The 24,216-nt window shown below is 72.9% G+C and carries 27 protein-coding genes; 17 read left to right on the top strand and 10 right to left on the bottom strand.

Going from position 1 to position 24,216, the window contains the following annotated elements:
* Positions 1-19: 19 nt before the first annotated feature.
* From QRN23_RS07925 to epsC, 3 genes are all read left to right on the top strand, one after another.
* Complete coding sequence (locus QRN23_RS07925) at positions 20-397, top strand: hypothetical protein (protein ID WP_285063137.1); 378 nt, start codon at positions 20-22, stop codon at positions 395-397.
* A 340-nt stretch (positions 398-737) separates the two neighbouring features.
* On the top strand, positions 738-1,676 hold the full coding sequence (cysK, locus tag QRN23_RS07920; protein ID WP_056046838.1) for a cysteine synthase A: 939 nt from the start codon (positions 738-740) through the stop codon (positions 1,674-1,676).
* A 1-nt stretch (position 1,677) separates the two neighbouring features.
* Positions 1,678-2,229 (top strand): serine O-acetyltransferase EpsC, encoded by a 552-nt coding sequence (gene epsC, locus QRN23_RS07915; protein ID WP_123570644.1) that lies wholly within the window; start codon positions 1,678-1,680, stop codon positions 2,227-2,229.
* A gap of 118 nt (positions 2,230-2,347) precedes the next feature.
* Here the strand turns inward: epsC and QRN23_RS07910 are convergent, their stop codons facing one another.
* Positions 2,348-3,109 carry an ABC transporter permease gene (locus QRN23_RS07910; protein ID WP_159825966.1) on the bottom strand — a complete coding sequence of 254 codons (762 nt, stop codon included), beginning with the start codon at positions 3,107-3,109 and terminating at the stop codon, positions 2,348-2,350.
* A 53-nt stretch (positions 3,110-3,162) separates the two neighbouring features.
* Entirely contained in the window at positions 3,163-4,104 is a 942-nt protein-coding gene (locus QRN23_RS07905; protein ID WP_285063133.1) for an ABC transporter ATP-binding protein, read from the bottom strand.
* Positions 4,105-4,235: 131 nt separating this feature from the next.
* On the opposite strand from QRN23_RS07905, the gene QRN23_RS07900 reads away from it, so the two are divergent.
* Positions 4,236-5,450 carry a sensor histidine kinase gene (locus tag QRN23_RS07900; RefSeq protein ID WP_285063131.1) on the top strand — a complete coding sequence of 405 codons (1,215 nt, stop codon included), beginning with the start codon at positions 4,236-4,238 and terminating at the stop codon, positions 5,448-5,450.
* The gene (locus tag QRN23_RS07895) at positions 5,447-6,049 is read left to right on the top strand and encodes a response regulator transcription factor (RefSeq protein WP_173151602.1); all 603 of its coding nucleotides are present in this window, start codon (positions 5,447-5,449) and stop codon (positions 6,047-6,049) included. Before QRN23_RS07900 ends, QRN23_RS07895 begins: the two co-directional genes overlap by 4 nt.
* Before the next feature lie 45 nt (positions 6,050-6,094).
* On the opposite strand, the gene QRN23_RS07890 is transcribed toward QRN23_RS07895, so the two are convergent.
* The 4 genes from QRN23_RS07890 to QRN23_RS07875 form a co-directional block, all read right to left on the bottom strand.
* Positions 6,095-7,264, bottom strand: coding sequence for an acyltransferase family protein (locus QRN23_RS07890; protein ID WP_123570640.1), 1,170 nt, complete (start codon positions 7,262-7,264; stop codon positions 6,095-6,097).
* Positions 7,265-7,359: 95 nt separating this feature from the next.
* Entirely contained in the window at positions 7,360-8,868 is a 1,509-nt protein-coding gene (locus QRN23_RS07885; protein WP_123570639.1) for an MFS transporter, read from the bottom strand.
* Positions 8,869-9,162: 294 nt separating this feature from the next.
* The gene (locus QRN23_RS07880) at positions 9,163-9,519 is read right to left on the bottom strand and encodes a PRC-barrel domain-containing protein (RefSeq protein ID WP_043596802.1); all 357 of its coding nucleotides are present in this window, start codon (positions 9,517-9,519) and stop codon (positions 9,163-9,165) included.
* 71 nt (positions 9,520-9,590) lie between these two features.
* A complete protein-coding gene (locus QRN23_RS07875; protein WP_285063127.1) occupies positions 9,591-10,298 on the bottom strand; it encodes an MOSC domain-containing protein in 708 nt (235 codons plus the stop codon).
* A 154-nt stretch (positions 10,299-10,452) separates the two neighbouring features.
* On the opposite strand from QRN23_RS07875, the gene QRN23_RS07870 reads away from it, so the two are divergent.
* From QRN23_RS07870 to QRN23_RS07830, 9 genes are all read left to right on the top strand, one after another.
* Positions 10,453-12,042, top strand: coding sequence for an exonuclease domain-containing protein (locus tag QRN23_RS07870; RefSeq protein ID WP_158612867.1), 1,590 nt, complete (start codon positions 10,453-10,455; stop codon positions 12,040-12,042).
* Positions 12,043-12,479: 437 nt separating this feature from the next.
* A complete protein-coding gene (locus QRN23_RS07865; protein WP_123570636.1) occupies positions 12,480-13,640 on the top strand; it encodes an inorganic phosphate transporter in 1,161 nt (386 codons plus the stop codon).
* A gap of 2 nt (positions 13,641-13,642) precedes the next feature.
* Entirely contained in the window at positions 13,643-13,915 is a 273-nt protein-coding gene (locus tag QRN23_RS07860) for a hypothetical protein (protein WP_123570635.1), read from the top strand.
* Positions 13,916-13,951: 36 nt separating this feature from the next.
* The gene (locus QRN23_RS07855) at positions 13,952-14,107 is read left to right on the top strand and encodes a hypothetical protein (protein WP_157485374.1); all 156 of its coding nucleotides are present in this window, start codon (positions 13,952-13,954) and stop codon (positions 14,105-14,107) included.
* A gap of 240 nt (positions 14,108-14,347) precedes the next feature.
* A complete protein-coding gene (locus QRN23_RS07850) occupies positions 14,348-15,322 on the top strand; it encodes a hypothetical protein (protein WP_285063125.1) in 975 nt (324 codons plus the stop codon).
* Complete coding sequence (locus QRN23_RS07845) at positions 15,319-15,753, top strand: phage holin family protein (RefSeq protein WP_233568373.1); 435 nt, start codon at positions 15,319-15,321, stop codon at positions 15,751-15,753. The genes QRN23_RS07850 and QRN23_RS07845 overlap by 4 nt, the downstream gene beginning before the upstream one ends.
* Positions 15,750-16,349, top strand: coding sequence for a DUF3618 domain-containing protein (locus QRN23_RS07840; protein ID WP_056046817.1), 600 nt, complete (start codon positions 15,750-15,752; stop codon positions 16,347-16,349). The genes QRN23_RS07845 and QRN23_RS07840 overlap by 4 nt, the downstream gene beginning before the upstream one ends.
* Before the next feature lie 178 nt (positions 16,350-16,527).
* Positions 16,528-17,652, top strand: a complete 1,125-nt coding sequence (locus QRN23_RS07835) for an AI-2E family transporter (protein WP_123570632.1) — start codon at positions 16,528-16,530, stop codon at positions 17,650-17,652.
* 110 nt (positions 17,653-17,762) lie between these two features.
* A complete protein-coding gene (locus QRN23_RS07830; protein WP_285063124.1) occupies positions 17,763-18,614 on the top strand; it encodes an alpha/beta fold hydrolase in 852 nt (283 codons plus the stop codon).
* 18 nt (positions 18,615-18,632) lie between these two features.
* Here QRN23_RS07830 and QRN23_RS07825 read toward each other — a convergent pair whose 3' ends face one another.
* Both QRN23_RS07825 and QRN23_RS07820 read right to left on the bottom strand, forming a co-directional pair.
* On the bottom strand, positions 18,633-18,857 hold the full coding sequence (locus QRN23_RS07825; protein WP_173151588.1) for a hypothetical protein: 225 nt from the start codon (positions 18,855-18,857) through the stop codon (positions 18,633-18,635).
* Between the two features lie 62 nt (positions 18,858-18,919).
* Positions 18,920-19,117, bottom strand: a complete 198-nt coding sequence (locus tag QRN23_RS07820; RefSeq protein WP_054146271.1) for a hypothetical protein — start codon at positions 19,115-19,117, stop codon at positions 18,920-18,922.
* A 262-nt stretch (positions 19,118-19,379) separates the two neighbouring features.
* Between QRN23_RS07820 and QRN23_RS07815 the strand changes: the two genes are divergently transcribed.
* The gene (locus QRN23_RS07815) at positions 19,380-21,098 is read left to right on the top strand and encodes a RecQ family ATP-dependent DNA helicase (protein ID WP_285063121.1); all 1,719 of its coding nucleotides are present in this window, start codon (positions 19,380-19,382) and stop codon (positions 21,096-21,098) included.
* Here the strand turns inward: QRN23_RS07815 and QRN23_RS07810 are convergent.
* Positions 21,085-21,789: an alpha/beta fold hydrolase gene (locus tag QRN23_RS07810; RefSeq protein ID WP_285063120.1), complete on the bottom strand. Its 705-nt coding sequence runs from the start codon at positions 21,787-21,789 to the stop codon at positions 21,085-21,087. The genes QRN23_RS07815 and QRN23_RS07810 overlap by 14 nt on opposite strands.
* Before the next feature lie 39 nt (positions 21,790-21,828).
* Positions 21,829-23,007, bottom strand: a complete 1,179-nt coding sequence (locus QRN23_RS07805; RefSeq protein WP_285063119.1) for a LysM peptidoglycan-binding domain-containing protein — start codon at positions 23,005-23,007, stop codon at positions 21,829-21,831.
* 179 nt (positions 23,008-23,186) lie between these two features.
* Between QRN23_RS07805 and QRN23_RS07800 the strand changes: the two genes are divergently transcribed.
* Positions 23,187-23,363: a CsbD family protein gene (locus QRN23_RS07800; RefSeq protein ID WP_192124401.1), complete on the top strand. Its 177-nt coding sequence runs from the start codon at positions 23,187-23,189 to the stop codon at positions 23,361-23,363.
* A gap of 144 nt (positions 23,364-23,507) precedes the next feature.
* On the top strand, positions 23,508-24,197 hold the full coding sequence (locus tag QRN23_RS07795) for a DUF4232 domain-containing protein (protein WP_285063118.1): 690 nt from the start codon (positions 23,508-23,510) through the stop codon (positions 24,195-24,197).
* Positions 24,198-24,216: the final 19 nt, after the last annotated feature.

The raw sequence follows: 24,216 nt of genomic DNA, 5'->3' as shown, positions 1-24,216 counted from the left end.
GGCGGAGGCCGCTCGACGCGTGGTCGCCTTCGCCTCGCCGTGGTCCGAGAACGGAGGCGAATCGCTCTGTCGCATCGCGTTGCACGAGCTCGGGGCCCCGCCCCCGGGACTGCAGGTCGAGTTCCACGACGCGCAGGGACTCGCGGGGCGGTGCGACTTCGTCTTCGGCAGCTCGGTGCTCGAGTTCGACGGCAAGGTCAAGTACGACCACGAGGCGGTCCGGGGCGGGCTGGCGCCGTCCGCCGTGGTGAAGGCCGAGAAAGCACGCGAGAGGCGGCTGATGCGCACGGGCCAGGTGACTCGCATCGGACGGTGCGACGCCGACGACGTCCGGGAGCGCGCGCCACTCGCGCAGATCATGCGAGATCTCGGTGTGCCGTTGCGGCGTCGGTCGTGACGGGCGATGCGCGGGGCCGGGCTGGGCCGGACGGGGCCGGGGCGGGGCGGCGCCGGAACGACGCACGCCGCCACGAAGCACGCCGCCACGAAGTAAACACAACACCATTGAATTGTGTGGCGGAATCTTTACATCGTGGCGGGGTGGCGGGGTGGCGGGGTGGCGGGGTGGCGGGGTGGCGGGGTGGCGGGGTGGCGCGGCGGGACGGCGGCGGTGGGGTGGCAGGCGGCGGGGGACGCACACGTCGCTCGGGGACACACAGGGGGACGGTGCAGGACGGCTGCCTAAGATGAGCATCGATCCGTCCGCACAGACCCCCGTTCACGGAAGAGACCCGCGCATGCCCGGAATCCACGCCGACATCACCTCGGCCTTCGGCAACACCCCGCTCGTCAAGCTCAACTCGCTGCCCGCCGAGGGCGGGGCCGAGGTGCTGGCCAAGCTCGAGTTCTACAACCCGGGGGCCAGCGTGAAGGACCGTCTCGGCGTCGCCATCGTCGACGCGGCCGAGGCCTCCGGCGACCTGAAGCCCGGCGGCACGATCGTCGAGGGCTCGAGTGGCAACACGGGCATCTCGCTGGCCCTGGTCGGAGCCGCCCGCGGCTACCGGGTGATCGTCACGATGCCCGAGACGATGAGCGTCGAACGACGCACCGTCATGAAGGCCTACGGCGCGACGATCGTGCTGACCCCCGGACCCGAGGGCATGAAGGGCGCCGTCGAACGCGCCAAGCAGATCGCGGCCGAGACCGAGAACGCGATCTGGGCCCAGCAGTTCGAGACGCAGGCCAACGCCGAGATCCACCGCCGCACGACCGCGCCCGAGATCCTGCGCGACACCGACGGGAAGATCGACTTCTTCGTGGCGGGCGTCGGGACCGGCGGCACCATCACGGGCGTCGGTCAGGTGCTGCACGAGAAGGTCCCCGGTGTGAAGGTCGTCGCGGTCGAGCCCGCCGACTCGCCCCTGCTGAGCGAGGGCAAGGCCGGCCCGCACAAGATCCAGGGCATCGGGGCGAACTTCGTGCCCGAGGTGCTCGACCGCTCGCAGATCGACGAGGTGTTCCCCGTGCAGCTCGACGACGCCCTGCGCGTCGCGCGCGACCTCGCCACGAAGGAAGGCATCCTCTCGGGCATCTCGTCGGGGGCGATCATCCACGCCGCACTCGAGATCGCGAAGCGACCCGAGAACGCCGGCAAGCGCATCGTCGCCATCGTCTGCGACACCGGAGAGCGTTACCTGTCGACCGTGCTGTTCCAGGACCTCGCGGACGCCTAGGGTGCGGTTGGTCGCGCGCCTCCGCGAGGACCTCGACACCGTCCGGAGGCGCGACCCGGCTGCCCGAGGACGCCTCGAGACCGCCCTCGTCTACTCGGGCCTGCACGCGGTGTGGGCGCACCGCGTGACCTCGCGACTGTGGCGTGCGGGGCCGGCACCGCGCCTCCTCGGGTCGCGGTTCGCCGCCCGCCTGCTGTCGCAGATGGTCCGATCGCTGACCGGCGTCGAGATCCACCCCGGGGCCCGCCTCGGGGCCCGCCTGTTCATCGACCACGGCATGGGCGTGGTGATCGGCGAGACTGCGGTCGTCGGTGACGACTGCACGATCTTCCACGGAGTGACCCTCGGGGGCAAGGGACGCGGAGGCGCGCTCGGCCGCCGGCACCCCACCGTCGGTGACGGCGTGATGATCGGTGCCGGGGCCGCCGTGCTCGGCGGCGTCACCGTGGGCAGCGGCAGCGTCGTCGGGGCCAACGCGGTCGTGACCAAGGACGTTCCGGCCGGGTCGGTCGCGGTGGGCGTGCCCGCCGTCGCCCGGCCGCGTCGGCCTTGACCTAGCCGCGTCGGCCCTGACGAAGCCGCGTCGACCCTGACGAAGCCGCGCCGGCCCTGACGAAGCCGCATCGACCCTGACGAGGCCGCATCGGCCCTCGGGACGAGGTCGGGGCCGCTCAGTGCCGGGGTTCCCATCGGAAGGCCTTCGTGGCAGCGAGGGCTCCGAGGGCGGCCCAGACCAGCGTCGGTGCCAGCAGCACGGACACGAGTGACAGGTCGCCGCCGTTCCAGGCGAGGGTGATCAGTTCCATCAGTCCGCCCCCGGGCAGGATGCGCTTGAGCCAGAGCAGGTCGTCGGCACCCGTGACCGTCCACCAGATCGCCACCCCGAGCGTGATCAGGTAGAGCGGCATGGTCGTGTACTGGGCGTGCTCGGGCGAGGTGCTGAACCCGGCCGTGGCCAGGGCGAAGCCGGCGAACATGGCCTCGGCGATCAGGACGGCCACGATCAGCAGCCCGGGGTGCACCGGGGGCTCGCGGAGCGCGAGCACGCCGAGCACGATGACGAGTTGCGCGACGCTGACCGCCACGACGGGCAGCACGAGCCCGGCGATGATGCCCGCGTCGCCGACGGACCCGCTGCGCAACCGTTTCAGGTACAGGGACTGTCGACGGGCCGCGAGGGTGGTCGTCGCGGTGACGTAGACGCCGAGGCCCACCATGCCGATGATCTGCACGCCGGCGAGCATGCCGGCCGTGCCGTACGAGTCGAAGGCGTAGGTGAGGGCCCCGAAGCCCAGGGGCAGCAGCAGGGCGCAGAGGGCGACGGTGCGGTTGCGCACGAGCATGCGCAGCTCGGCGAGGGCGATGGCGAGCGGGCCGGAACGACGTCGCGAGCCTGCCGACCGGGTGGGGGAGGGACGGGTCACGGTGGTCATGGGATGTCCTTTCGGGGATGGGCGTGGGGAGCGGAGTCGGCGACGGTCGACGGTCAGGAGGCGCGGCCGAGGTCGCGGAACACGTCGTCGAGTCCCGACTCGTGCACCGTGAGACGGGCCAACGGGCGATCGGCGTCGGTCGCCCAGCCGAGCAACGCCCCGAGGTCGCGCTGGGCGTCGTCGGTCTCGATCACGACGAGGTCGTTCTCGGTCCGGGCGACCTGCAGCGGGAGGCCGTCCAGCGGGCCGGGGGCGACGAAGCGGATGGAGGTCGTGCTGCCGGCGGTGAGGTCGGCGACGGTCCCTTCGCGACGGATGCGCCCGCGGTGCATCAGACCGATGCGGTCGGCGTTCTCGGCGGCTTCCTCGAGGTAGTGGGTGGTCAGGACGAAGGTGACCCCCGCCTCCCGGAGTCCGGCGACCACGGCCCAGAGCGCGTCCCGTGCCGCGGGGTCGAGCCCCGTGGTGGGTTCGTCGAGGAAGACCAGCTCGGGCGTGCCCCAGACGGCCGCGGCGAAGTCGACCCGCCGCCGCTCGCCGCCCGAGAGCCGTGCGACCCGGGCCGAGGCCTCGTGGTCGACGCCGACGAGGCCGAGCACGCGGTCGACGTCGTCGTCGCGACCCGAGACGGCGCCCGACAGCTGGACGCTCTCGCGCACGGTGAGCTCGGGGGCGAGGCCCGAGTCCTGCAACATCGTGCCGATGCGCGGTCGGATGCGCCCCCGGTCGGTCGGATCGCCGCCGAGCACCTCGACCCGGCCCGCGTCGGCCGTGCGATGCCCTTCGAGCACCTCGAGCGTGGTGGTCTTGCCGGCACCGTTCGTGCCGAGGAGCGCGTACAGCTCGCCGCGGTGGACGGTCAGGTCGAGGCCGTCGACGGCGGTGAACGAGCCGTACGAACAGCGGAGGCCGTGCGTCGAGATGACGGCGTCGCCGCGCTCGGCGGAGCCGGGCGCGACGGCCGGTCGGGGCGTGGTGTCGGTGGAGTTCGTCATGACCTCGACGATCTCGTGCCGGGCGGACGACGGGTAGTGCCGGCGTGCCACCCGTGCCGTGTGACATCGGTCATGCTCGGCCGTGACATCGGGCACCTCCGTGCGTCGGCGGCCTCCGTTAGCGTGGTCGCATGCCCCACCTCCCGCTGGCCGTGCGTCCTCGACCGGGCGGCCACCTGCCCCCGCTCGCGCGCATGCGGCGGTACGTCACGTGGTCGTTCGTGGCGCTCGCGCTCTTCACCACCCTCGTCCTGGTCGTGACGCTGGTGGCCGAGGGCACCTCCTGGTGGTTGGTGGCGGCCTCCGGCGCCGCGGGGGCTCTCGTCACGGCCCACTCGTTCTTCTGGGAACGCCGCCCACCCGTGCCGTTGGCCGTCGCCGGTCTCGTCGTCTCGTACCTCGTCTGGCTGGCGGTCCCGCTCGGCGGGCACAACGCCCTGCTGCTCTTCCCCTTCGGCCTCACCGTCGGGTACCTGGCGACGACGCCCCCGTCCGCCTCCTGGCGATGGGTCGTCGCCGCCGTGGTCGCGGGGCTCGTGCCCGTGGTGGTCGTCGAGGTCGACGCGGCCGCACCGCTCGTGGGGCTGTCGACGGTGGTCGTGATCGGCCTGCTGTCGCTCTACGGGATCTGTCGGCTGAACCGGTACGGGTTCGACCTGTACCTCGAGATCGACGCGGCCCGCGAGACCCAGTCCGAGCTCGCCGTGATGCGCGAGCGGTACCGGTTCTCGGTCGACCTGCACGACATCCAAGGGCAGGCCCTGCACGTCGGTCGCCTGCAGCTGCAGTTGGCCGACAAGACCCTGGACCGCGACCCCGCCGCCGCGCGACGGCACCTCCGCGAGGCCGAGCAGCTGATCGTGCAGACCATCGCCGAGACCCGTCGGCTGGCCTACGGCGAACGCACGCTCACGCTCGCCGGCGAACTGGCCAACTCGGCCGAATTGATCCGGGCGGCGGGCATCGAGCTCGAGGTCACGGGCGTCCCTCCCGTCGGTCACCCTGCTGACGACCTCTTCGGCCACGTCGTGCGTGAGGCCACCACGAACGTGCTGCGTCACGCCCAGGCGGAGCGGGTCTCCATCGTGCTCGGCCCCGAGTCGGTCGAGGTCGTCAACGACGGTGCCCCCGAGCCCCTGCGCGGACTCAGCGGCCTCGCCCGTCTCGGCGAGAGGTTCGCCGCGGTCGGCGGCACGGTGACCACCCGGCTCGAGAACGGCCGGTTCCGGGTCGAGGCGAGGGCGACGGCGACGGGAGCCGGCGGAGCATCCCGGCCGACGGCGACACGGGCCGGGGCGGCCCCCGCGGCGGCCCCGGGGGCGTCGACCGGCACGAGATCCGCATGATCCGCGTGCTGCTCGCCGACGACGAGACCCTGCTGCGTCGATCGATCGCCGCCCTGCTCGACCTGAGCGACACGATCACCGTCGTCGCCCAGGCCGCCGACGGTGCCGAGGCCGTGGCCCTCGCCGCGCTGCACGAGCCCGACGTCGTGCTGCTCGACCTCGAGATGCCCGGCATGGACGGCATCGACGCGGCGATCGCGATCCTGGGTCGACGACCCGAGCAGGCGGTCGTGCTGCTGACCCGTCACGGCCGCCCCGGCGTGCTCCGTCGTGCCCTCCGTGCCGGGGTGCGGGGGTTCCTGCCGAAGTCGGTCGACCCCGACGAGCTCGAACGGGTGATCGTGCAGGTGCACGACGGCCGCCGCTACATCGACGCCGACATCTCGGCCTCGGCGATGATGGACGACTGCCCGCTGACCGAGCGCGAGCTCGACACGTTGCGACTGACGACCGACGGCTTCTCGGTGCGCGAGATCAGCGCCCGGCTGCACCTCGCGTCCGGCACGGTGCGCAACTACCTGTCGTCGGCGATGCAGAAGACCGGCAGTTCGTCGCGGCACACCGCCGCCCGGGTCGCGCGCGAGCGTGGCTGGCTCTGACCCCGGTCCGCCCGGCGTCAGGCGCCCGCCGACCGGCGCTGGGCGTCAGGCGTTCGTGAGCTCGCGGTCGCGTGAGACGGTCGAGGAGGCGCGGCGAGGCTCCCGGGGCTCGAAACGGCCCTTCAGCGCGAGGGCCGGTTTCTCCACGAAGTGGTGCGAGAGAACGGACGTGCCGATCGCCGCCGCGAGCACGAGGACGATGCCGAGCGCACCCTGCACGTACGGTTCGACGAGGGCGATGAAGACGACGTGCCAGAGGTAGAGCGGGTACGAGACGGCCCGTCCGAACCAGGCGACCGGTGCCAGGGACAGCACCCAGGCGACGGGGGACGACGCCGTGACGAGACCACCGATCAGGAGCATCGAGGCCAGGCCCACGGCGGGCAACGCGACCGCGAAGGTGAGGACGCTCTGCTGCCACCCCGATCCGATGACGAAGAGCGACCCCACGACCCCGGCGAACCCGAGCCAGGTGGCGAGGGCTCCCCAGCGGCCGGCGAGGGCTGCCCGCACGCGGTCGGACCGCAGGACGACCGCGAGCACGCAGCCCATCAGCAGGGGGGCCACGTTGAGGACGGGGCTGAAGTAGATGTCGGGGGTCGCACCGCCTGACGGGCGGTCGTAGAGGAACCAGGTGGCGACGGCCGAGGCGACCACGACCACCGAGAGGCCGGCGACCAGGGCCTTGCGCCTGACCGCGACGGCGAGCAGCAGCACCAGCACCGGCGGCCAGACGAGGTAGAACTGCTCTTCCATCGACAGGCTCCACATCGGCGCGAAGACGCCCTGCGAGGTGTCGAAGAACGCCCGGGCGACGTTGCCGGTGTAGGTGAGGGCGATCAGGGCGGCACCGATCGGGCCGAGGGTCGAGCCCTGGTAGTCGCCCACGAGCCACCACAGCGAGACGCCCACCACGACGACGGCGAGCAGCGTCGGGTAGAGCCGCAGCAGGCGGCGGACCCAGAACCGGCCGAGCCGGATGCGTCCCGTCGACGCGTGCTCGCGCAGCAGCAACGTGGTGATCAGGTAGCCCGACAGCACGAAGAAGACGTTGACGCCCACGAAACCGCTGCCGAAGCCCGGCACGTGCAGGTGGTAGAGCACGACGAGGGCGATGGCCAGCGTGCGCAGGCCGTCGAGCGGCAGCACCCGGTCTCGACGGGTCGTCGAGACCGGGCGGACGGTCGGCTCTGTGGTCGGCAGGGCTGAGGGCATCGTTGCAGTGTGCCTCACCTTCCTTGGTGCCGCCCGAACGAGGGGGCCGGGTTCGCATCCCGGCCCCACCCGCGCGTGGCGGCGCCCGGACGGCGCTATCCGCGCTGCTGCGGGACGCGACGCGGCAGGGCGAACACGAGCACGAACGAGGCCAGGGCGAAGATCGCGCTGACGAGCATGGCGTGGGCCGCCGCGTCGGTGAAGCCGGTGGCGACGTCGGCCGGCGTGCGGCCCGAGATGGTCAGCGTGCCGAAGAGCACGCTGCCGATGATCGCGATGCCCACGGCCGACCCGATGCGCTGGATCGCCGAGATGACGGCGCTGGCCGAGCCGGCGTCCTGCCGGTCGACCGTCGCGACGATGAACTGGACGTTCGGCGCGATGAAGAAGCCGTTGCCGAGGCCGGCTAGCAGCAGCGGGACCAGCAGCATCCAGTTGGTCAGATCGGAGGCGTCGACCGTGACGAGCACGAGCCACATCCAGGTGAGGCCGATGGTGACGAGGGCCGTGCCGAGGATCAGCACGCCGCGACCGAGCCGGGCGGCGATGCGGTTGCTCTGCGACGAGCTGATGATGCTGCCCACCGCGAACGGGATCGCCACGGCGCCCGAGGCCAACGCGCTGTGGCCGAGCCCCGACTGCCAGAGCAGCGAGATCGTGAAGAAGATGCTGGTGAAGGCCGCGAAGTAGACCAGCGCGAGCACGACGCCACCGGTGAACGACGGGTGCGCGAACAGCTTCGGCGGGACGAGGGGGGTCTTGCCGCGCTTCGTGTACGCGACCTCCCACAGGCCGAACAGGGCGAGCAGCACGACGCCGGCGGCGATGGTCAGGTAGGTCCAGAGCGGCCAGCCCTCGTCCTGCCCCTGGATCAGCGGGACGAGCAGCGCGACGAAGGCGCCCGAGACCAGCACGAGGCCGATCCAGTCGAGCCCGCGGTCGGGACGGGGCACCGACTCGTCGCGCTTGGGCAGCAGGACGGCGGCGGCGACGAGGGTGATGATGCCGAACGGCAGGTTGACGTAGAAGACGAGACGCCACCCGTTCTCGTCGCCGAAGGCCTGGATGATCAGGCCGCCGATGATCGGACCGAGCGCCGACGAGACGCCGATCACGGCACCCATGATGGCGAAGGCCTTGCCCCGCGAGCGACCGGGGAACAGCAACTGGATGAACGCCGTGACGGCGGGCACGAAGATGCCGCCGGCGAGGCCCTGCACGACGCGGAACACGACGAGCTGGGTGTCGTCCTGGGCGAGGCCACAGGCGAGCGACGCCAGCGTGAAGAGCAGGACTCCCGTGAAGTAGACCCACTTGTGGCCGATGCGGTCGCCGATGCGCCCGGCGGGGATCAACGCGAGGCCGAAGGCGAGGGCGTACCCCGAGATGATCCACGACAGGGTCGACTCCGAGGCGTCGAGAGTCGTGCGGATCGTCGGCAGGGCGACGTTGACGATCGTCGTGTCGAGCAGGGCGATGAACATGCCCAGGAGCAGGGCGACGAGGGCGTACCAGGCGTGACGCGGCACCCCGGCGGGCTGGCCGGGGCCCGCTCCGGGGGAGGACGGCGACGAGGCGCCAGTCGGGGCGGGGGCGTGGGTCATGGGGTGGCCTTTCGGGCAGCGGCACGGGCCGTGAGGCGAGGCGAAGGGGGCGTGAGGCGAGGCGAAGGGGGCGTGGGGCGAGGCGACGGGAGCGAGGCGAGGGGGAGAGGCGGCACGAGGCCGGAGCACGTGGCGGCGGCGTCGGGGCGGGCGCACGACGCAGGAGGCGCGGGTCACCGACCCGCGCCTCCTGATTTTTGCACGTTCTGCACTCGTGCGCGCACCATCGCCCGAGCGGACGCCGAAGGGCCCCGCCGATGCGGCGGGGCCCTTCGCGGTCGGGAGCGGCGGCGGTCAGCGGCGGCCGAGGCGGCGTTCGCCGGCCGCGCCGGTCTGGTACACGAGGCCGTAGTGCTCGAACACGGCGGGCTCGCGGGCTGCCTCGAGCTCGCCGTCGGTCTCGATCGACGGGGCGTCCTTGACGAGCTTCTTCGCGAACTGCACCTTGAGGTGCTTGGGGGCGACGACGGCACCCTGCAGCGGCACGAAGACCAGGCGCGAGCGGCCGAGCAGTCCGGCGGTCACGGTGGCGAAGGCGGGCTGGTCGGCAGCGGTGTCGAAGTAGATGCTCTCGAGCGAGCCGACCTTGTCGCCGTCGGGGTCGACGACCGGCATGCCGATCCAGTCGCGGATGTTCTCGGCTTCGAACATGGGTGCCTCCTCTGGCGCGGGCCCCGTCCGGGCCCTCTCGGTCGAGGCTAGTGGAGCGTGCGTGCCGGCGCTCAGGCGGGGACGCGCCCTCGCAGGGCCTTCTCGGCGAAGCCCCGGACCTCGTCGGTGAGCCTCAGGCGGTCGGGTCCGACGACGGCTGCGAGGAGGGCCTCGGCCCGGTCGGGCCGGAGCCCCGTGAAGGCCTCGCCGATCGTCACCCCGTGCGACGGTCGTAACAGCACCGTGACGCCGTCACCCGCCTGGACGGGCCCCGCCTTCACCACCCGCAGGTAGGTGCCGGGGCGACCCTCGGCGTAGAACCGCTTGACCCACATGGCCTCGCCGAGTCGGCGGGCGAACGTGCCGCACGGGACGCGAGGCTTCGTGACCTCGAGCACGAGGGTGCCGCCCACGGCCCAGCGTTCGCCGATCACCGCGCCGGTGACGTCGACCCCGGACGTCCGCAGGTTCTCGCCGAACAGCCCCGGCACCACCTCGCGGCCGAGCAGCTCGGCGAAGTGGGCGGCGTCCTCGTCGGCGAAGGCGTACACCGCCTGGTCGATCCCGCCGTGGTGCTTGCGGTCAGCCTGCACGTCGGCACGGAGGCCGAGGGGGCGCACGTGGACGGGCCCGTCCACGGGGCGCTTGTCGATGGCGGTCACGCCGATCGTGCCCGAGTCGGGCAGCAGGGCCGACACCCGGCAGACGGCCGTGACGGACGCGGTCGGGGCCGTGACGGAGGCGGTCGCGGCGGTGACGGAGACGGGGGCGGCGGTCATGCCCCCATCGTGGCGGACGACGGGACCGACGGGAAGCACCGAGCCGCGCCTCCTGACCCCGCGTCCCCCCACCGCCCCACGACGGGTGTCACCCGATTGCGGGCTGGATGCCCATCGGGCAACCTGCCAGGCTCGCCCCGACGAAAGGGATGACATGGTTCACGGCGGCTACGCGGTCATCGACGTCGAGACGACGGGTCTCTGGCCCGGGCGACACCATCGGGTGATCGAGATCGGCATCGTGCACCTCGACGTCCACGGTGAGGTCGAGGCGTCGTTCGAGACCGTCGTCGACCCCTCGCGGGACCTCGGGCCCATCCACGTCCACGGGCTCCGCAGCGCGGACGTCCGCGGGGCACCCCGGTTCGAGCACGTCGTCGACGACCTCTGCGACCGCCTGCGCGGACGCGTCGTCGTCGCGCACAACGCCCGCTTCGAGGCGCAGTTCCTGGCCGCCGAGTTCGCGCGCCTCGGGTTGGTGTCGCCGCTCGGGACCGACGGGTCGGGCGCACTCTGCACGATGAAGCTCGCCCCCACGTACCTGCCCGGCGCCGGCCGCACGCTCGCCGACTGCTGCGCGGCCATCGACGTCGACCTCTCCGTCGCCCACGAGTCGCTCGGCGACGCGGCGGCGACCGCCCAGCTGCTGTCCGCCTACCTGCGCATGGGTGACGCCCAGTCGGCCTGGTGGCAGGACTGGGGCCGCTACGCCGCCCTGCAGCAGTGGCCGACGGCCGAGACCCCGCGGTCCACGCCGCACCCCCGGTACGCAGGAGGCGCGGGTGGCGCCGACGACGGAGGCCACGTCCCCGGCCGCGCGGCCTGGCGGGCCCGGCGCCGTGTCGCCCGGGTGCGCGACCTCGCGCCCGCCCCCTCCGCCGTCCTCTCGGCGTCCGGCGCCGTGGGGCCCACGGCTCCGGCGGCGGTGCCCCCGGCGAGCCCCGCGGGCGGCACGCACCTCGCGGGTCCCGTCGACCTCGACCTCGATCGCGACGTCTACGGCCTGTCCGTCGAGCCGGCGCCCACCGAGCCGCGCTTCCTCGAGCGGGCGACCGAGCTGCTGCCCCAGCTCGGCCTCGACCGTCGTCAGGACCAGTACGCGGCGATGCTCGACAAGGCACTGTCCGACGGCTACCTCTCGAGGGACGAGGCCGGGAACCTCGCGACCCTCGCCGCCGAGCTCGACCTCGACGACCTGTCCCGTGCGCTCGTGCACGACCGCTACTTCGCCTCCCTCGTCTCGACCGTCTGGGCGCACGACGTGCTCTCGGACGACGAACGGCGGCAGGTGGACGCGGTCGCCGAGATGCTCGGCATCGCCCCGCACCGGCGCGACGCGGCTCTCGTGCCGTCCGTGCTCGAGCGCGCGCCCCGTCCGGCGGAGGACGACGAGCTCGACGAGTTCGAGGTCATCGAGGGGCTCGACGAGTCCCTCGGAGCGGCACCGGAACCCCGCACGCCGTCCCTGGCCCGGCCCGACGTCGGTCCGCTGGCACCCGGCGCACACGTCGCGCTGACCGGATCGCTCAGCCAGGAGAGGGACGCCCTCGTGCGGACGCTCGAACGTGCCGGGTTGGTCGTCTGGCCGGCGGTCACGACCGAGACGTCGCTGGTCGTCGCCGCGGACGTCGCCTGCGCATCGGGCAAGGTCCGCAAGGCCCTCCGTTACGGGGTGCCCGTCGTCGACGAGACGCAGTTGCCGTTCGTCCTGGCCCGCTCGCGTCGGTCACGCACGGCGGCCTGACGCCGAGGAGGCGCGGGATGCCCCGTGGGGGATCGCTCCTTAGAGGGCGGGATCGTCCGTGAAGTGGTCGTCGCTGTCGAGCGACGGCCACTCGGTCAGTTGCTCGGGTGCGGTCTCGGGGAGGGTGGTGCGTGCCATGGGGTCCGTCGGGTCGGGGTGCTCGGTGCCTCCGGTCGGACCACCTCCCGAGGTGCGGGAGGACGGCGACCGGGAGCTGGGGCTGCCTACGCCCACCGTACGCGCCTCGCGGGGCTGCGCCTAGCGGAACGGCCGGTCCCGACGGTGGTGGGCACCGAGCCCTCCGGTCCATTTGCATGATGTGCAAGATTCCTTCGGCGTTCATCTTCGAGCGCGTCCACGAGGCCTAGCGTCGCACCGGGGCCATCGTGCCGCGGTCATCGGTCGGTGACCGGCGAGGGTCCCGGAGGGCGGTACCGATGGACGTGTTCGTCACCGTGGTGCTCGTGGTCGTGATCGCGCTGGTCTTCGACTTCACGAACGGCTTCCACGACACGGCCAACGCCATGGCCACCTCGGTCGCCACCGGTGCCCTCAAGCCGAAGGTCGCCGTCCTCATCTCGGCCGTCCTCAACCTGGTGGGTGCGTTCCTCTCGACCGAGGTCGCGAGCACCGTCTCGAACGGCATCATCCGCGAGGGAGACGGCGGGGTGCAGGTGACACCGGTCATGATCTTCGCCGGTCTCGTGGGAGCCGTCATCTGGAACCTCGCCACCTGGTACCTCGGGCTGCCGTCCAGCTCGTCGCACGCCCTCTTCGGCGGCCTGATCGGGGCCGCGGTCATCGGTGCCGGCGTGGGGGCCGTCGACTTCGGCGTGGTCCTGTCGAAGGTCGTCCTGCCGGCCCTGATCTCGCCCGTCGTGGCGGGCGTGGTCGCCCTCGTCGCCACCTACGTGGCCTACCGGATCACGCGGCAGGCCACCCTGCGGGGGTCCACCGCCGGCTTCCGGCACGGGCAGACGATCAGCGCCTCCCTGGTCTCGCTCGCCCACGGCACGAACGACGCCCAGAAGACGATGGGCGTCATCACGCTGACCCTGATCGCCGCCGGCTACCAGGGTGCCGGCAGCGCCCCGCAGCTCTGGGTGGTCCTCGCCTGTGGCCTCGCCATCGCGCTCGGCACCTACCTCGGGGGCTGGCGCATCATGCGCACCGTGGGCAAGCGCATCACCGACGTCCAGGCCCCGCAGGGGTTCGCGGCCGAGACGAGCTCGGCCGCGACCATCCTGATCTCGTCCCACCTCGGGTTCGCCCTGTCGACGACCCAGGTGACGTCGGGGTCCATCGTCGGGGCAGGGCTGGGCAAGAAGCTCGCCACGGTGCACTGGGGCGTCGTCGGCAGGATCGCCTCGGCCTGGGTGGTGACCCTGCCGGCCGCCGCGCTGGTCGGAGGGCTCTCGGCCTGGCTGGCCAGTTCGAGCACGGCGGGCCTGGTGGTGGTCGCGGTGCTCGCCCTGGCCGGTGGGCTCGCCTTCGCCCTCCTCGCCCGACGGCACCCGGTGACCCACGAGACCGTCAACGACAGCGACGAGGCGCCGGCCGCCGAACGGGTCGGCGCGAGCCGCGGACGAGGGGAGTGACCATGTTCTTGGGAGTCGACTGGGGCGCCTTCGTCGTGGTCTTCGCGACCGCGCTCGCCGCAACCGCCGTCATCGTCACCGCGTTCGCGACGGGGGTCCGTCTGTTCGCGGACGGCGCCGTCGAGTCCGACGGCGGGGCCGGTGCCGCCGTCCCGAGCGGGGGACCGTCGCGGTCGAGACCGCTGGGCGCCACGGTCGCCGGCGGGCTGTGCTTCGCCGTGGGGATCGCTGCCGTGCTCGTCGGACTGTGGCTGATCGTCCCCCAGTTCCACTGACGGCCCGGTCGGCGGGCCGGCGAGTATGGTGCGGGCATGACCAACGACAACGGCATCCCCGACGGTTCGACCGACATGACCGAAGACGACAAGAAGTACACCGAAGACCTGGCCGACGGGTCGAAGCAGGGCCTCGTCGACGACTCCGAGCAGAGCGACGACAGCGAGGTCTCGGACGGCAAGGACAGCTAGTCGCCCGGGCTCCGGCCCCGACAGGTCACGACATGCCGCTCACGTGCGAACGTGGGCGGCATGTCGCGTTTCCCCGACACGATCCGTCCCGATCACGACCCTTCCGGCCGGCCCGTGTCAACCCCCCGTCGCGTTTTCACCATGTGCGGTCACCGCCCCCCGGGAGAGGGACAGAGCGACAGGTCCTACCCCGATCACGACCGTCACCCGGACGGTCGCCGACGATCCGAGAGGCACGACATGAGCGACGACGAACGCTACGACGGAGACCCGTCCACCCCGGTCTACGACACCACCTCCGAGGGGCAGCCGCTTCGCGGCGCCGCCTCCGGGCACGACCACCTGCGCCGCGACGACGCCGTGACCGACCTGGGCGACCAGGTCGGCGCGTACGCCGACATCACCGACCCCGACGCGACGGCGAGCGACTTCAGCGCGACCGCGGCCCCGGTCGTCGAGGAGCACCTCGGGCACGACGGCACCGGCACCGGCACCGGCACCGGCGCCGATTCCGGCACCGGCGCCGCCGACACCGCGAAGGCCAAGGCCGGCGCCGCGAAGGACGAGGCGGCCGGGGTCGCGCACGACGCGAAGTCCGCAGCCTCCGACGTCGCCGGCAGTGCCAAGGAGCAGGTCTCCAAGGTCGCTTCCGAGGCCGGCGGCCAGGCCAAGCAGCTCTTCGGCCAGGCGACGGGCGAGCTCAAGGAGCAGGCCGGCGCCCAGCAGGAGAAGGCCGCGGCCGGCCTCCGCCAGGTCGGCGACCAGCTCGGCTCGATGGCCGACTCCGCCGACAGCGGCATCGCGGGCGAGCTGGTCCGCAACCTGTCCGGTCGCGCCCACGGCGTCGCCGGCTGGCTCGAGGGTCGCGACCCGGGCAGCCTGCTCGACGACGTGAAGTCGTATGCGGCGCGCAAGCCCGGCACGTTCATCGCCATCGCCGCGGTCTCCGGCCTGCTCGCCGGACGCGTCGTCAAGTCGCTGACGGCCGAGGCCGGGGACGAGCACGCCGCCACGACCGGAGACGCCGGAGGTGCGGCGAGCCGGCCAGCGCCTCCTGCGTCCGCCACCGCGCCGAGCCGTCTCGTCGGTGACGTCGGCCCCGTGGCCGGTGAGTACGACGTCGTCACCGAGGGCGACGTCCCCGGCGTCGGCTCGTCGACGCCCGACTCCAGCGTGCCCACGACGTGGCCCGGCACCTCGGGGACGCGCGCGTGAGCGACCCGTTCCGCGAGCCCGTGGCGACGCCTCCCGCCCCGGAGGAGAAGGCCGCGACCACGTCGCTCGGCGACCTGCTCTCCGGCGTGACCGGTGACATCTCGACCCTCTTCCGCCAAGAGGTCGAGCTGGCCAAGGCCGAGCTCACGGAGTCGGCCAAGAAAGCCGGCAAGGGTGCGGGCATGTTCGGCGGAGCGGGCCTCACCGGCCTCTTCGCCCTGCTGTTCGTCTCGCTGGCCGCCATGTGGGGCCTCGGCGTGCTGATCGGCCTCGGCTGGTCGTCGCTGATCATCGCGGTCGTCTACGCGATCGTCGCCCTCGTGCTGTTCCTGCGCGGGAGGAAAGAACTGAAGAGCATCAAGGGGGCACCGAAGACGGTCGACTCCCTCAAGAAGATCCCCGAGACCGTCACGCCTGGAGGCACCGCATGAGCACCACCGACCAGAACGGCAGCAGCCGCACGCCCGACGAGATCCGCGCCGAGATCGAGCGCACGCGCGCCGGACTCGGCAACGACGTCGACGCGCTCGCCGACAAGGTGAACCCGTCGAGCATCGCGCATCGTCAGACCGAGAAGGTGAAGAGCCGCTTCTCGGGCGTCAAGGAGTCGGTCATGGGTGCGGCGCACGATGCGGCCTCGTCGACATCGGGTGCCGGTCACGACGCCGCGGGCAGCGTCTCGGACGCCTCGTCGGCGGCCGTGCGCAAGGCGAAGGGCAACCCGCTCGCCGTCGGCCTCATCGCCTTCGGAGCCGGCTGGCTCGTGTCGTCGCTGATCCCCGCCTCGGACAAGGAGAAGGAGCTCGTCTCCGACGCCAAGGACGCAGCGGGCCCGGCACTCGACTCGGTGAAGGGTGCGGCGCAGGACGTGGCGTCGAACCTGAAGGAGCCCGCCCAGGAGGCGTTCGCCTCGGTCAAGGGCACGGCGCAGGACGCCGCCTCGACCGTGAAGGACGACGCCTCGAGCGCCGCGGGCGACGTGAAGGACAGCGCCCAGCAGTCGAAGGAGAACGTGCAGGGGGCCTGACCCCTCGGGCCCGCGTCCCGACGGACGCAGACAGGCCCGTCCCGACGAGAGTCGGGGCGGGCCTTCGCACGTGACCGGGCGGAGGAGCTCCCTGCCGATGGAGTGATCGTGCGACTCGGACCCCGGCCGACCGGGGTCGGCGTGGCCTCGATCGGCTCGAGCAGGTCAGGATGGTCGGATGCCCTCGTCACCCCGCGCCCGTCTCGTGCGTCGATCGGCCGGTACGGCCACGCAGACCGCCACACCCCCCAGCCCGATGCAGCGCCCCGGCGCCTTCCGGTTCGGCCTCATCGCGACCCTCGGCGGAGGGCTCGGCGTCGGCATCATCGTCGCCCTCATGGCCCTGTCGACGATCCTCGTCTACATCGGCCTCGCGTTCTTCCTCGCGCTCGCCTTCGAACCGGTCGTCCGACGCCTCGCGCGCGCCGGCGCCCCGCGCTGGGTCGGCGTCGTCGTCGCCGTCGTGCTGGTCGTCGGGGTCGTCGTGGGCATCGTCGCGGCCGTCGTGCCCGCGCTGATCGAGCAGATCGGGCACGTCGTGCAGACGGCCCCCGCCGCCCTGCAGGAGCTCTCGCGCCAGCCCTGGGTGCAGCAGGCCGTCGAGACCGTCGGGTTCGACGTCGACGTCGACGACGCGGTCGGCGCCGTCACCTCGTACCTGCTCGACCCCGACCAGTTGCTCGCCCTCGGCGGAGGCCTGCTCGCCGTCGGCCAGGGGATCACCAACGCCATCACCGCGGTGATCGTGGTCGCGATCCTCACCCTCTACTTCGCGATCACCCTCCCGCAGATGCTGCGCTCGCTCAGTCGCGCCGTGCCCCGCAGCCACCGCGAGAACGTCATGAGCATCTCGGACGAGATCTTCCTGTCGGTCGGCCGCTACGTCGCCGGGCAGGTGGCGCTCGCCGCCGTCAACGCCGTGTTCGTCTTCATCGTGCTGACGATCGCCGGCGGACCGGTGCCGGTGCTCTTCGCGACCCTCGCGTTCCTGGGCGCACTGATCCCGGTGGTCGGCACGGTCGTGGCCTACGCGATCATCATCGCCGCCACGATCACCGTCTCGCCGGTCACCGCGATCGTCGTCGGCATCGTGCTGCTCGTCTACGCCCAGGTCGAGGCCTACGTGCTGACCCCACGGGTGATGTCCAAGGCCGTGGCGGTGCCCGGCGCCCTCGTCATCGTGGCGGCCTTCGGGGGAGGGGCGCTCGGCGGCGTCCTCGGTGCCCTCGTGGCGATCCCGATCGCGACGGCCGGAGTGGTCGTCTTCGAGCGGGTCGTCGTGCCGCGCCAGCAGCGGGTCTAGACGGTCCGGGTCCAGACCGTCGGGCCGTCCGGGCCGTCGGGCCGTCAGGTCGTCCGAGCGGCGGCACGCGGGTCTGGGCAAGGGCACGGCGGAGCGCTACCGTGGCCGACATGAGCGGCGAACGCGCGGACGTGACCCTGTCGGACGGTGCCGCCCTGGCGGCCACCCGGTGGCGGGGCGACGGCCCGACCGTGGTGCTGTTGCACGCCGGCGTCGCCGACCGCCGGAGCTGGACGGGCGTCGCCGACGAACTCGCGGCCGACGGGCTCGACCTGGTGGCCCACGACCGCCGGGGGTTCGGCGAGAGCCCGGCCTCCGCGGCCGACGGCGACGCCACGCACCTGGCCGACCTCGTCGAGCTGCTCGACCGGCTGGGCGTCGGGCGGGCGTTCGTCGTCGGCAACTCGATGGGTGGTGCGCTCGCCCTCGACCTGGCCGTGACCGCACCCGAGCGCGTGGCGGGCGTGCTGCTGATCGGTGCCGCGGTCAGCGGCATGACGGACGACGACACCCCGTTCGACTGGACCCCCGACCCGGCGTCGGGCCCGCTGATGGAGGCCCTCGACGAGGCGTCCGGCAGCGGCGACGTCGAGGCGCAGGTCCGTCTGCTGGCCCATCTCTGGCTCGACGGTCCTGCGGCGCGGAGCGGCCGAGTCACGGGTGCCCCCCGCGAACTCTTCGAGCGGATGAACGCCCGCATCCTCGAGGTCGCCGCACCGGACGGGGCCGGAGACGCCGGGCTCGACACGTGGAGCCGCCTCGGCGAGGTCGCGACGCCGGTCCTCGCGACCTGGGGCGCGCTCGACATCCCCGCCGACGAGCCGTTCTACGCCGAGACGGCTCGACGTCTCGGGCAGGGACCGGGTCGGGTGCTGCCGGGCGTCGCCCATCTGCCGGGACTCGAACGGCCCGGGCTGGTGGCCGACCTCGTCCGCGAGGTCGTCGCGGGCGTCGGGAACTGAACCCGCGCCTCCTGGTCGTCAGATCGCGGGACCGCCGGGTGCCGGCGGGCCTGCCGGGTCGTCGTCACCGGCGAGCAGCAGGTCGATGCGGAGTTCTCGTTCTCGCGTGTAGGCCGCCAGTGCCCGGATCACCCAGAGCAGGGTCCTGATCAGGAGCACGGCCAGCGTGACGGCCAAGGCGAACACCACCACGAAGAAGACGGGGTAGAGGACACCGACGAGGGAGAAGCCGTTGGAGTACATCCCTCGACGCTAGGTCACGACCGGGGCCTGCGGGCTCCACCTCGCGGTGGAGCCCCGGGGACTCACTCCTCGGCGTCCGCCGGGCTCTCGTCGGCCTGCGCGGTCTCGTCCATGCGGTCGCGGAGGTGGTCGGCCATCGAGGCCGCGCCCTCGTCGCCGTGGTCGGCCTCGACCTGTTCGATCAGGCCGCTCAGCTTCTCGTGGTCGGTCGCCTCGGTGGCCCCGTCCATGACGGGTTCGGTCTGCTTCTCGTCGCTCATGCACCGGACGCTACGCCCACGGGGTCCGCGACGGCTGGACCCGCGCCTCCGCCCGTGACGTGCGGCGCGGGGCCGGTCCGCGGGAGGTGCGACGGGCGGCGCGACGGGAGGCGCGACGGCCGGCGCGGCGGGCCCACCGAGGGGTAGCATGCGCGACCCGCGGCGGGTGGGGTACGCAGGGCCGGGCATCGCCTGGCAGCCCTGCGCGTGTCGCCCCGCACGTGCCTGGGATGGACCTCTGCCCCACCGGAACGAGGACCACATGAGCACGACGACGCGCCCCGCACGCACCCGCACGAGCACCGCCCGCACGAGCACCCCCCGCACCGACGACATCACCCGTGCCGCGGCCGACCTCTTCGGTTGGACCGACCTGCACCCCGCCCAGCTCGAGGCCCTGGAGGCGGTGGTCGCCGGCCGGGACACCCTCGCGGTCATGCCCACGGGATTCGGCAAATCGGCGATCTACCAGGTGGCCGGTGCCGTGCTCGACGGGCCCACGGTCGTCGTCTCGCCGTTGATCGCGTTGCAGGCGGACCAGGTCGCGGGACTCGTCGGACGCCCCGACGCCCCGCCCGCCGTCGCGATCAACTCGGGCCACACCGACGCCGAGAACGACGAGGGCTGGGAGCGCCTCGCCGCCGGAGAGGTCACGTACGTCTTCCTCGCCCCCGAGCAGCTCGCCCGGGACGAGACCGTCGACCGCCTGGGCGACGCCGGGGTCGCCCTCTTCGTCGTCGACGAGGCGCACTGCGTCTCGTCGTGGGGGCACGACTTCCGGCCCGACTACCTGCACCTCGGCGAGGTCGTCGAGCGTCTCGGGGGACCCACCGTGCTGGCGCTCACGGCGACCGGGTCGGGCCCGGTGCGGGACGAGATCGTCGAACGCCTCCGTCTCGACGACCCGCTCGTGCTGAGCCACGGCTTCGACCGGCCCACCCTCTCCCTCGAGGTCGTGCGGCATGAGGACGACGACGAGAAGGCCCGCGCCGTGGTCGAGCAGGTGGCCGCCTCGACGACGCCGGGCATCGTCTACGTCGCCACCCGCAAGGCGACCGAGCACTACGCCGCCGCGATCGCCGAGCGCTGCCCCGACCGCACCGTCGTGGGATACCACGGCGGCCAGCGCTCGGCCGAGCGGGGCGAACTGCACGAGCGGTTCCATGCCGGAGAGGTCGACGTGGTGGTGGCCACGAGCGCGTTCGGCATGGGGATCGACAAGCCCGACGTCCGGTTCGTCGTGCACGCCGACGTGCCCGACTCGCTCGACTCGTACTACCAGGAGATCGGCCGGGCCGGGCGCGACGGCGACCCCGCCACCGCGACCCTCCACTACCGCCCCGAAGACCTCTCGCTGCGCTCGTTCTTCGCCTCCGGCCTCCCCGGGCGCGCGGACCTGCGGGGCGTCTTCACCGCGCTCTCGGCGGCGGGTCGGCCCGTCCGGCGGTCGGAGGTGTCGGACCAGCTGGCCCTCGGCGCGCGCACGGTCTCGCGCCTCATCGACCTGCTGCTCGAGGGCGGTGCCCTGTCCGAGTCGTCGAAGGGGTTCGAGCCGGTCGACGGCTTCGACGCCCCGAGTGCCGCCGAGGCGGCGCGCGGGGTCGCCGAGACCCGCGACCGGGTCGAGCGCTCGCGCATCGAGATGATGCGCACCTTCGCCGAGGCGCCCGACTGCCGTCGGCACTTCCTGCTCGGCTACTTCGGCGAGGACTCGCCCGAGCGGTGCGGCAACTGCGACGGCTGCCGGGCCGCCGAGAGGGCGGGCGACCCCCGGGAGGCGCGCGGAGGCGAGGAGGACGACGTCACCGACACCGCGCCTCCTGCGTTCGCGCCCGACGCGCGCGTCGTGCACGCGACCTGGGGCGAGGGCACCGTGATGAGCACGGACGCCGACCGCATGACGGTGTTCTTCGAGAGCGAGGGCTACAAGGTGCTGGCCGTCGCCGACGTGCTGGCGCACGACCTGCTCACTCCGGCCTGACCCGCTCGACGGGCTCGCCGGCGGCGGCGAGGACGGTGGCGATCGTCCGGGGGTGGGCCAGCACCCGGAAGTGCCCGCCCGCGTGGAGGCGCACGTTGACGGCGCCGGGCAGTTCGCTGCCCTCGGGGATGTGGGGGTCGAACTCGCCGAAGACCGAGGTGATGCGGCCGTTGACCGACTCGTCCCGTGCGAGCCGCATCGTCGTCGCGTCGCGGGGGGAGAAGGCCCGGAGGGCGGGCAGCACCAGCCAGGTGGCGTAGCGCGACCCCGAGAACGGCGAGCAGACGGCGACCATCGACCGCACGCGGCGGGTCTCGTCGAGCAGCGCCATGACGTACTTGCCGATCAGGCCGCCCTTGCTGTGGGCGACGATCACCACGTCGGTGAGTCCGTGTGCGAGCAGGTAGGCGGCGACGTCGCGGGCGGTGGCCTCGACCGGGCGGCTGTTCCACCGCAGGTCGTCGAGCACGTGCACGGGGTGGCCCTCGGCGTGCAGGCGTTCGATCATCGGTCGGAGGAAGGCCCAGGTCTCCCACACGCCGGGGACGACGAGCACGGGCCGACCGGTGCCGCCGAGGTAGCGCTCCGGGTCGCGCGGACTCGTGACGGCCCTCACCTGCCAGACGGCGGCGTAGGCGTAGTCCTGCACCCACCACACGGCGTGACGGACGAGCACGGGGAGGCGGGGCACCACCCCGACCCTAGGCGTCGTCGTGCGGGACGTCCCGGCTCAGACGCTGTCGGGGTCGAGGACGAGCGTCGTGCCCGCGAACAGGTGCTGCGCGTCGTCGATGACCTGGAGGCCCTGGTTCATGTAGAGGAGCGCCGAGACCGAGATGCCGAAGCGCCGGGCGACGGCGTCGATGAGGTCGTCGGGCGCGACGGTGTACCGCTTGGGCGAACCGGACGCCGTGGTCGCCTCGAGCGCTCCCGTGGCGAAGGCCACCGCACCCGAGTCGACCGGGGCGATGTTCGTCCCACGCGGCGGCACCGACCAGGCGACCGGGGCGACGGCGAGCACCTTCCCGGCCGAGATCTCGACGGGGACGTCCGGGGAGGTGCTGGTCGAGTGGACGACGAGGGTCGAGAGGTACGACGGCTGGGTGACCGCTCCGAAGCTCCAGGACGCCGATGCCGGGGTCGCGGTGGGCCCCCCGATCTCGGAACCCCCGTCGCCTCCGAACGTGATGCCGTCGCCGACGGACGGAGCGACCTGGTAGAACGACACCCCCACCGGGACGGGCAGGCTCGAGGTGAAGTCGGTCACGTCGGTCGTGTAGGTGCCGTCGCCGGTGGCGACCACCCGGTAGTGGAAGTGGATGCTGCCCTTGGGGGACGCCACGTCGGACTCGGCGACGACCGTGCCCGCGGGCACCGGGGTGATGAACGGCGCCGGCACTGCAGCGTCCTCGGGCGGCGGGGTGGCCGCCCGGGGCGAGGGCGTGGCGGGGGCGGTCGGCATCGGCGACGGGGAGGCACTCGGGGTGGGTGTCGAGGTGCGGGCGATCGTGGTCGGGCTCGCGGACCCGGTCGGTGCCCCGGCCGCGAGCGGGGCGGAGCCGTTCGTGAACAGGACCGCGCTCACGGCCACGGCGACGAGGGCCGCGGCGGCGACGACGCCGCCGATGACGGCGAGGCGGCGGCGGCGGGACCGGGGGGCGGGTTCGCCGTCCTCGTCGTCGTCGTCGGTCGCGCCGACCGGGTCGGCCGAGGCAGCGCTGGCGGCGCCGACGGTGGTGGCCGAACCCGCGGTGCCGGGGTGCGACCAGGCGACGAGTCGAGGTCCGGCAGCGTCCGACGCGTCGACCGTGTCGGCGTCGTCGTCGGTGTCGGCCGCGGGGGGCGCGAAGGGTTCGTGACCGGGCGTGACTCCCTCGTCGTCGCCCGCCCCCGGTGTGTGTCGTGCCATGGTGCCCCCTCGGCGACGATCCTAGGCGACGGCGTGGACCGGGTCGAGACCGATCGGTCGGGTCCCGGTCCGGGTACGAACCTGGAACAGCCTGTGAACCCCGGCGGCCCGCGGACACCCGGCCTACCGTCACGGGTGTACCGGGTCAGTCCGGTCGACCGACAACCAGGAGGTACGTCATGTCCGTTGGTGACAAGGCAAAAGATTTCGTCCAGAAGGCCGCCGGCAAGGCCGAAGAGGCCGTCGGCAAGCGCACGGACGACGAAGAGCTCACGAAGCAGGGTCACAAGGACCAGCACATGGGCGACGAGCGTCTCGAGACCGAGAAGGCCAAGGACGACCTCGGCAAGAACTGATCGTCCCGCCGACCCCGGTCGGCACCACGAAGGGCCCGGCATCCGCGGATGCCGGGCCCTTCGTCGTCCCGGCGGAGACGGGGGAACGAGCGGGTAAAAGTGCAGAGTGTGCAAGAACCCGACCGAGCGTGCTTCTGTGGAGGCATGAAGCGTCCGTTCCGTTCCCTCGTCCCCGCCGCGGTCGTCGTGGCGTCCTTCGCCGTCGTGCTCTCGGGCTGTTCGGCCCCGGGCGGCCCCGAGACGACGGCGGCCCCCACCGTGACCGTCACGGCCTCACCGACGACCGGCTCGTCGGCGACCGACTCGCCGACCAGCGCCTCCTCTCCCACGGCGACGCCGGGTCCCGACGGGGCGTCCGGCGGCGGTGGCGACCTGGGCGACGGCGCCCCGGGCGACGCGTCCTCGCGGTGCACGGTGGGCGAACTCACCGCCGAGATCGCCGACGGAGGCGGGGGTGCGGCCGGCAGCTACGGCGTCGCGATCATCCTGACCAACGGCGGTCAGCGCTCCTGCACCCTCCAGGGCTGGCCCGGCGTCTCGTTCGTCGGGGACGGGAACGGCACCCAGATCGGCGCCTCGGCCGCGCTCGACCGCTCGACGCCGCACGAGGCCCACGCGCTCGCCCCCGGTGCCGAGGTGCAGACGATCGTGCAGATCGCCCAGACGGGGAACTACGACGCGTCCGAGTGCCGCCCGCAGGCGACCGACGGGTTCCGCGTCTACCCGCCCGGCTCGCTCGAGTCGATCTTCGTCCCCGCCTCGGGGTCGAGCTTCGAGGCGTGTGCGAACGCCCGGGTGCAGCAGATGAGGGTGAGCGCCCTGGCCACCTTCTGACGGCACGCTGGCTCGGCCG

Origin of the sequence: Frigoribacterium sp. ME-P-080 (assembly GCF_030209595.1) — a bacterium.
Taxonomy (GTDB): Bacteria; Actinomycetota; Actinomycetes; order Actinomycetales; family Microbacteriaceae; genus Frigoribacterium.
Note: the sequence above shows the minus strand (reverse complement) of the source record. Positions and strands in the feature narration are given on the sequence as shown.

What these genes read in the sequence shown, in the direction of transcription:
- cysK (WP_056046838.1), top strand. Translation starts at nt 738, where the DNA reads ATGCCCGGAATCCACGCCGACATCACCTCGGCCTTCGGCAACACCCCG.
- QRN23_RS07910 (WP_159825966.1), bottom strand. Translation starts at nt 3,109, where the DNA reads ATGACCACCGTGACCCGTCCCTCCCCCACCCGGTCGGCAGGCTCGCGA.
- QRN23_RS07905 (WP_285063133.1), bottom strand. Translation starts at nt 4,104, where the DNA reads ATGACGAACTCCACCGACACCACGCCCCGACCGGCCGTCGCGCCCGGC.
- QRN23_RS07900 (WP_285063131.1), top strand. Translation starts at nt 4,236, where the DNA reads ATGCCCCACCTCCCGCTGGCCGTGCGTCCTCGACCGGGCGGCCACCTG.
- QRN23_RS07895 (WP_173151602.1), top strand. Translation starts at nt 5,447, where the DNA reads ATGATCCGCGTGCTGCTCGCCGACGACGAGACCCTGCTGCGTCGATCG.
- QRN23_RS07890 (WP_123570640.1), bottom strand. Translation starts at nt 7,264, where the DNA reads ATGCCCTCAGCCCTGCCGACCACAGAGCCGACCGTCCGCCCGGTCTCG.
- QRN23_RS07885 (WP_123570639.1), bottom strand. Translation starts at nt 8,868, where the DNA reads ATGACCCACGCCCCCGCCCCGACTGGCGCCTCGTCGCCGTCCTCCCCC.
- QRN23_RS07880 (WP_043596802.1), bottom strand. Translation starts at nt 9,519, where the DNA reads ATGTTCGAAGCCGAGAACATCCGCGACTGGATCGGCATGCCGGTCGTC.
- QRN23_RS07875 (WP_285063127.1), bottom strand. Translation starts at nt 10,298, where the DNA reads ATGACCGCCGCCCCCGTCTCCGTCACCGCCGCGACCGCCTCCGTCACG.
- QRN23_RS07870 (WP_158612867.1), top strand. Translation starts at nt 10,453, where the DNA reads ATGGTTCACGGCGGCTACGCGGTCATCGACGTCGAGACGACGGGTCTC.
- QRN23_RS07865 (WP_123570636.1), top strand. Translation starts at nt 12,480, where the DNA reads ATGGACGTGTTCGTCACCGTGGTGCTCGTGGTCGTGATCGCGCTGGTC.
- QRN23_RS07860 (WP_123570635.1), top strand. Translation starts at nt 13,643, where the DNA reads ATGTTCTTGGGAGTCGACTGGGGCGCCTTCGTCGTGGTCTTCGCGACC.
- QRN23_RS07855 (WP_157485374.1), top strand. Translation starts at nt 13,952, where the DNA reads ATGACCAACGACAACGGCATCCCCGACGGTTCGACCGACATGACCGAA.
- QRN23_RS07850 (WP_285063125.1), top strand. Translation starts at nt 14,348, where the DNA reads ATGAGCGACGACGAACGCTACGACGGAGACCCGTCCACCCCGGTCTAC.
- QRN23_RS07840 (WP_056046817.1), top strand. Translation starts at nt 15,750, where the DNA reads ATGAGCACCACCGACCAGAACGGCAGCAGCCGCACGCCCGACGAGATC.
- QRN23_RS07835 (WP_123570632.1), top strand. Translation starts at nt 16,528, where the DNA reads ATGCCCTCGTCACCCCGCGCCCGTCTCGTGCGTCGATCGGCCGGTACG.
- QRN23_RS07830 (WP_285063124.1), top strand. Translation starts at nt 17,763, where the DNA reads ATGAGCGGCGAACGCGCGGACGTGACCCTGTCGGACGGTGCCGCCCTG.
- QRN23_RS07825 (WP_173151588.1), bottom strand. Translation starts at nt 18,857, where the DNA reads ATGTACTCCAACGGCTTCTCCCTCGTCGGTGTCCTCTACCCCGTCTTC.
- QRN23_RS07820 (WP_054146271.1), bottom strand. Translation starts at nt 19,117, where the DNA reads ATGAGCGACGAGAAGCAGACCGAACCCGTCATGGACGGGGCCACCGAG.
- QRN23_RS07815 (WP_285063121.1), top strand. Translation starts at nt 19,380, where the DNA reads ATGAGCACGACGACGCGCCCCGCACGCACCCGCACGAGCACCGCCCGC.
- QRN23_RS07805 (WP_285063119.1), bottom strand. Translation starts at nt 23,007, where the DNA reads ATGGCACGACACACACCGGGGGCGGGCGACGACGAGGGAGTCACGCCC.
- QRN23_RS07800 (WP_192124401.1), top strand. Translation starts at nt 23,187, where the DNA reads ATGTCCGTTGGTGACAAGGCAAAAGATTTCGTCCAGAAGGCCGCCGGC.
- QRN23_RS07795 (WP_285063118.1), top strand. Translation starts at nt 23,508, where the DNA reads ATGAAGCGTCCGTTCCGTTCCCTCGTCCCCGCCGCGGTCGTCGTGGCG.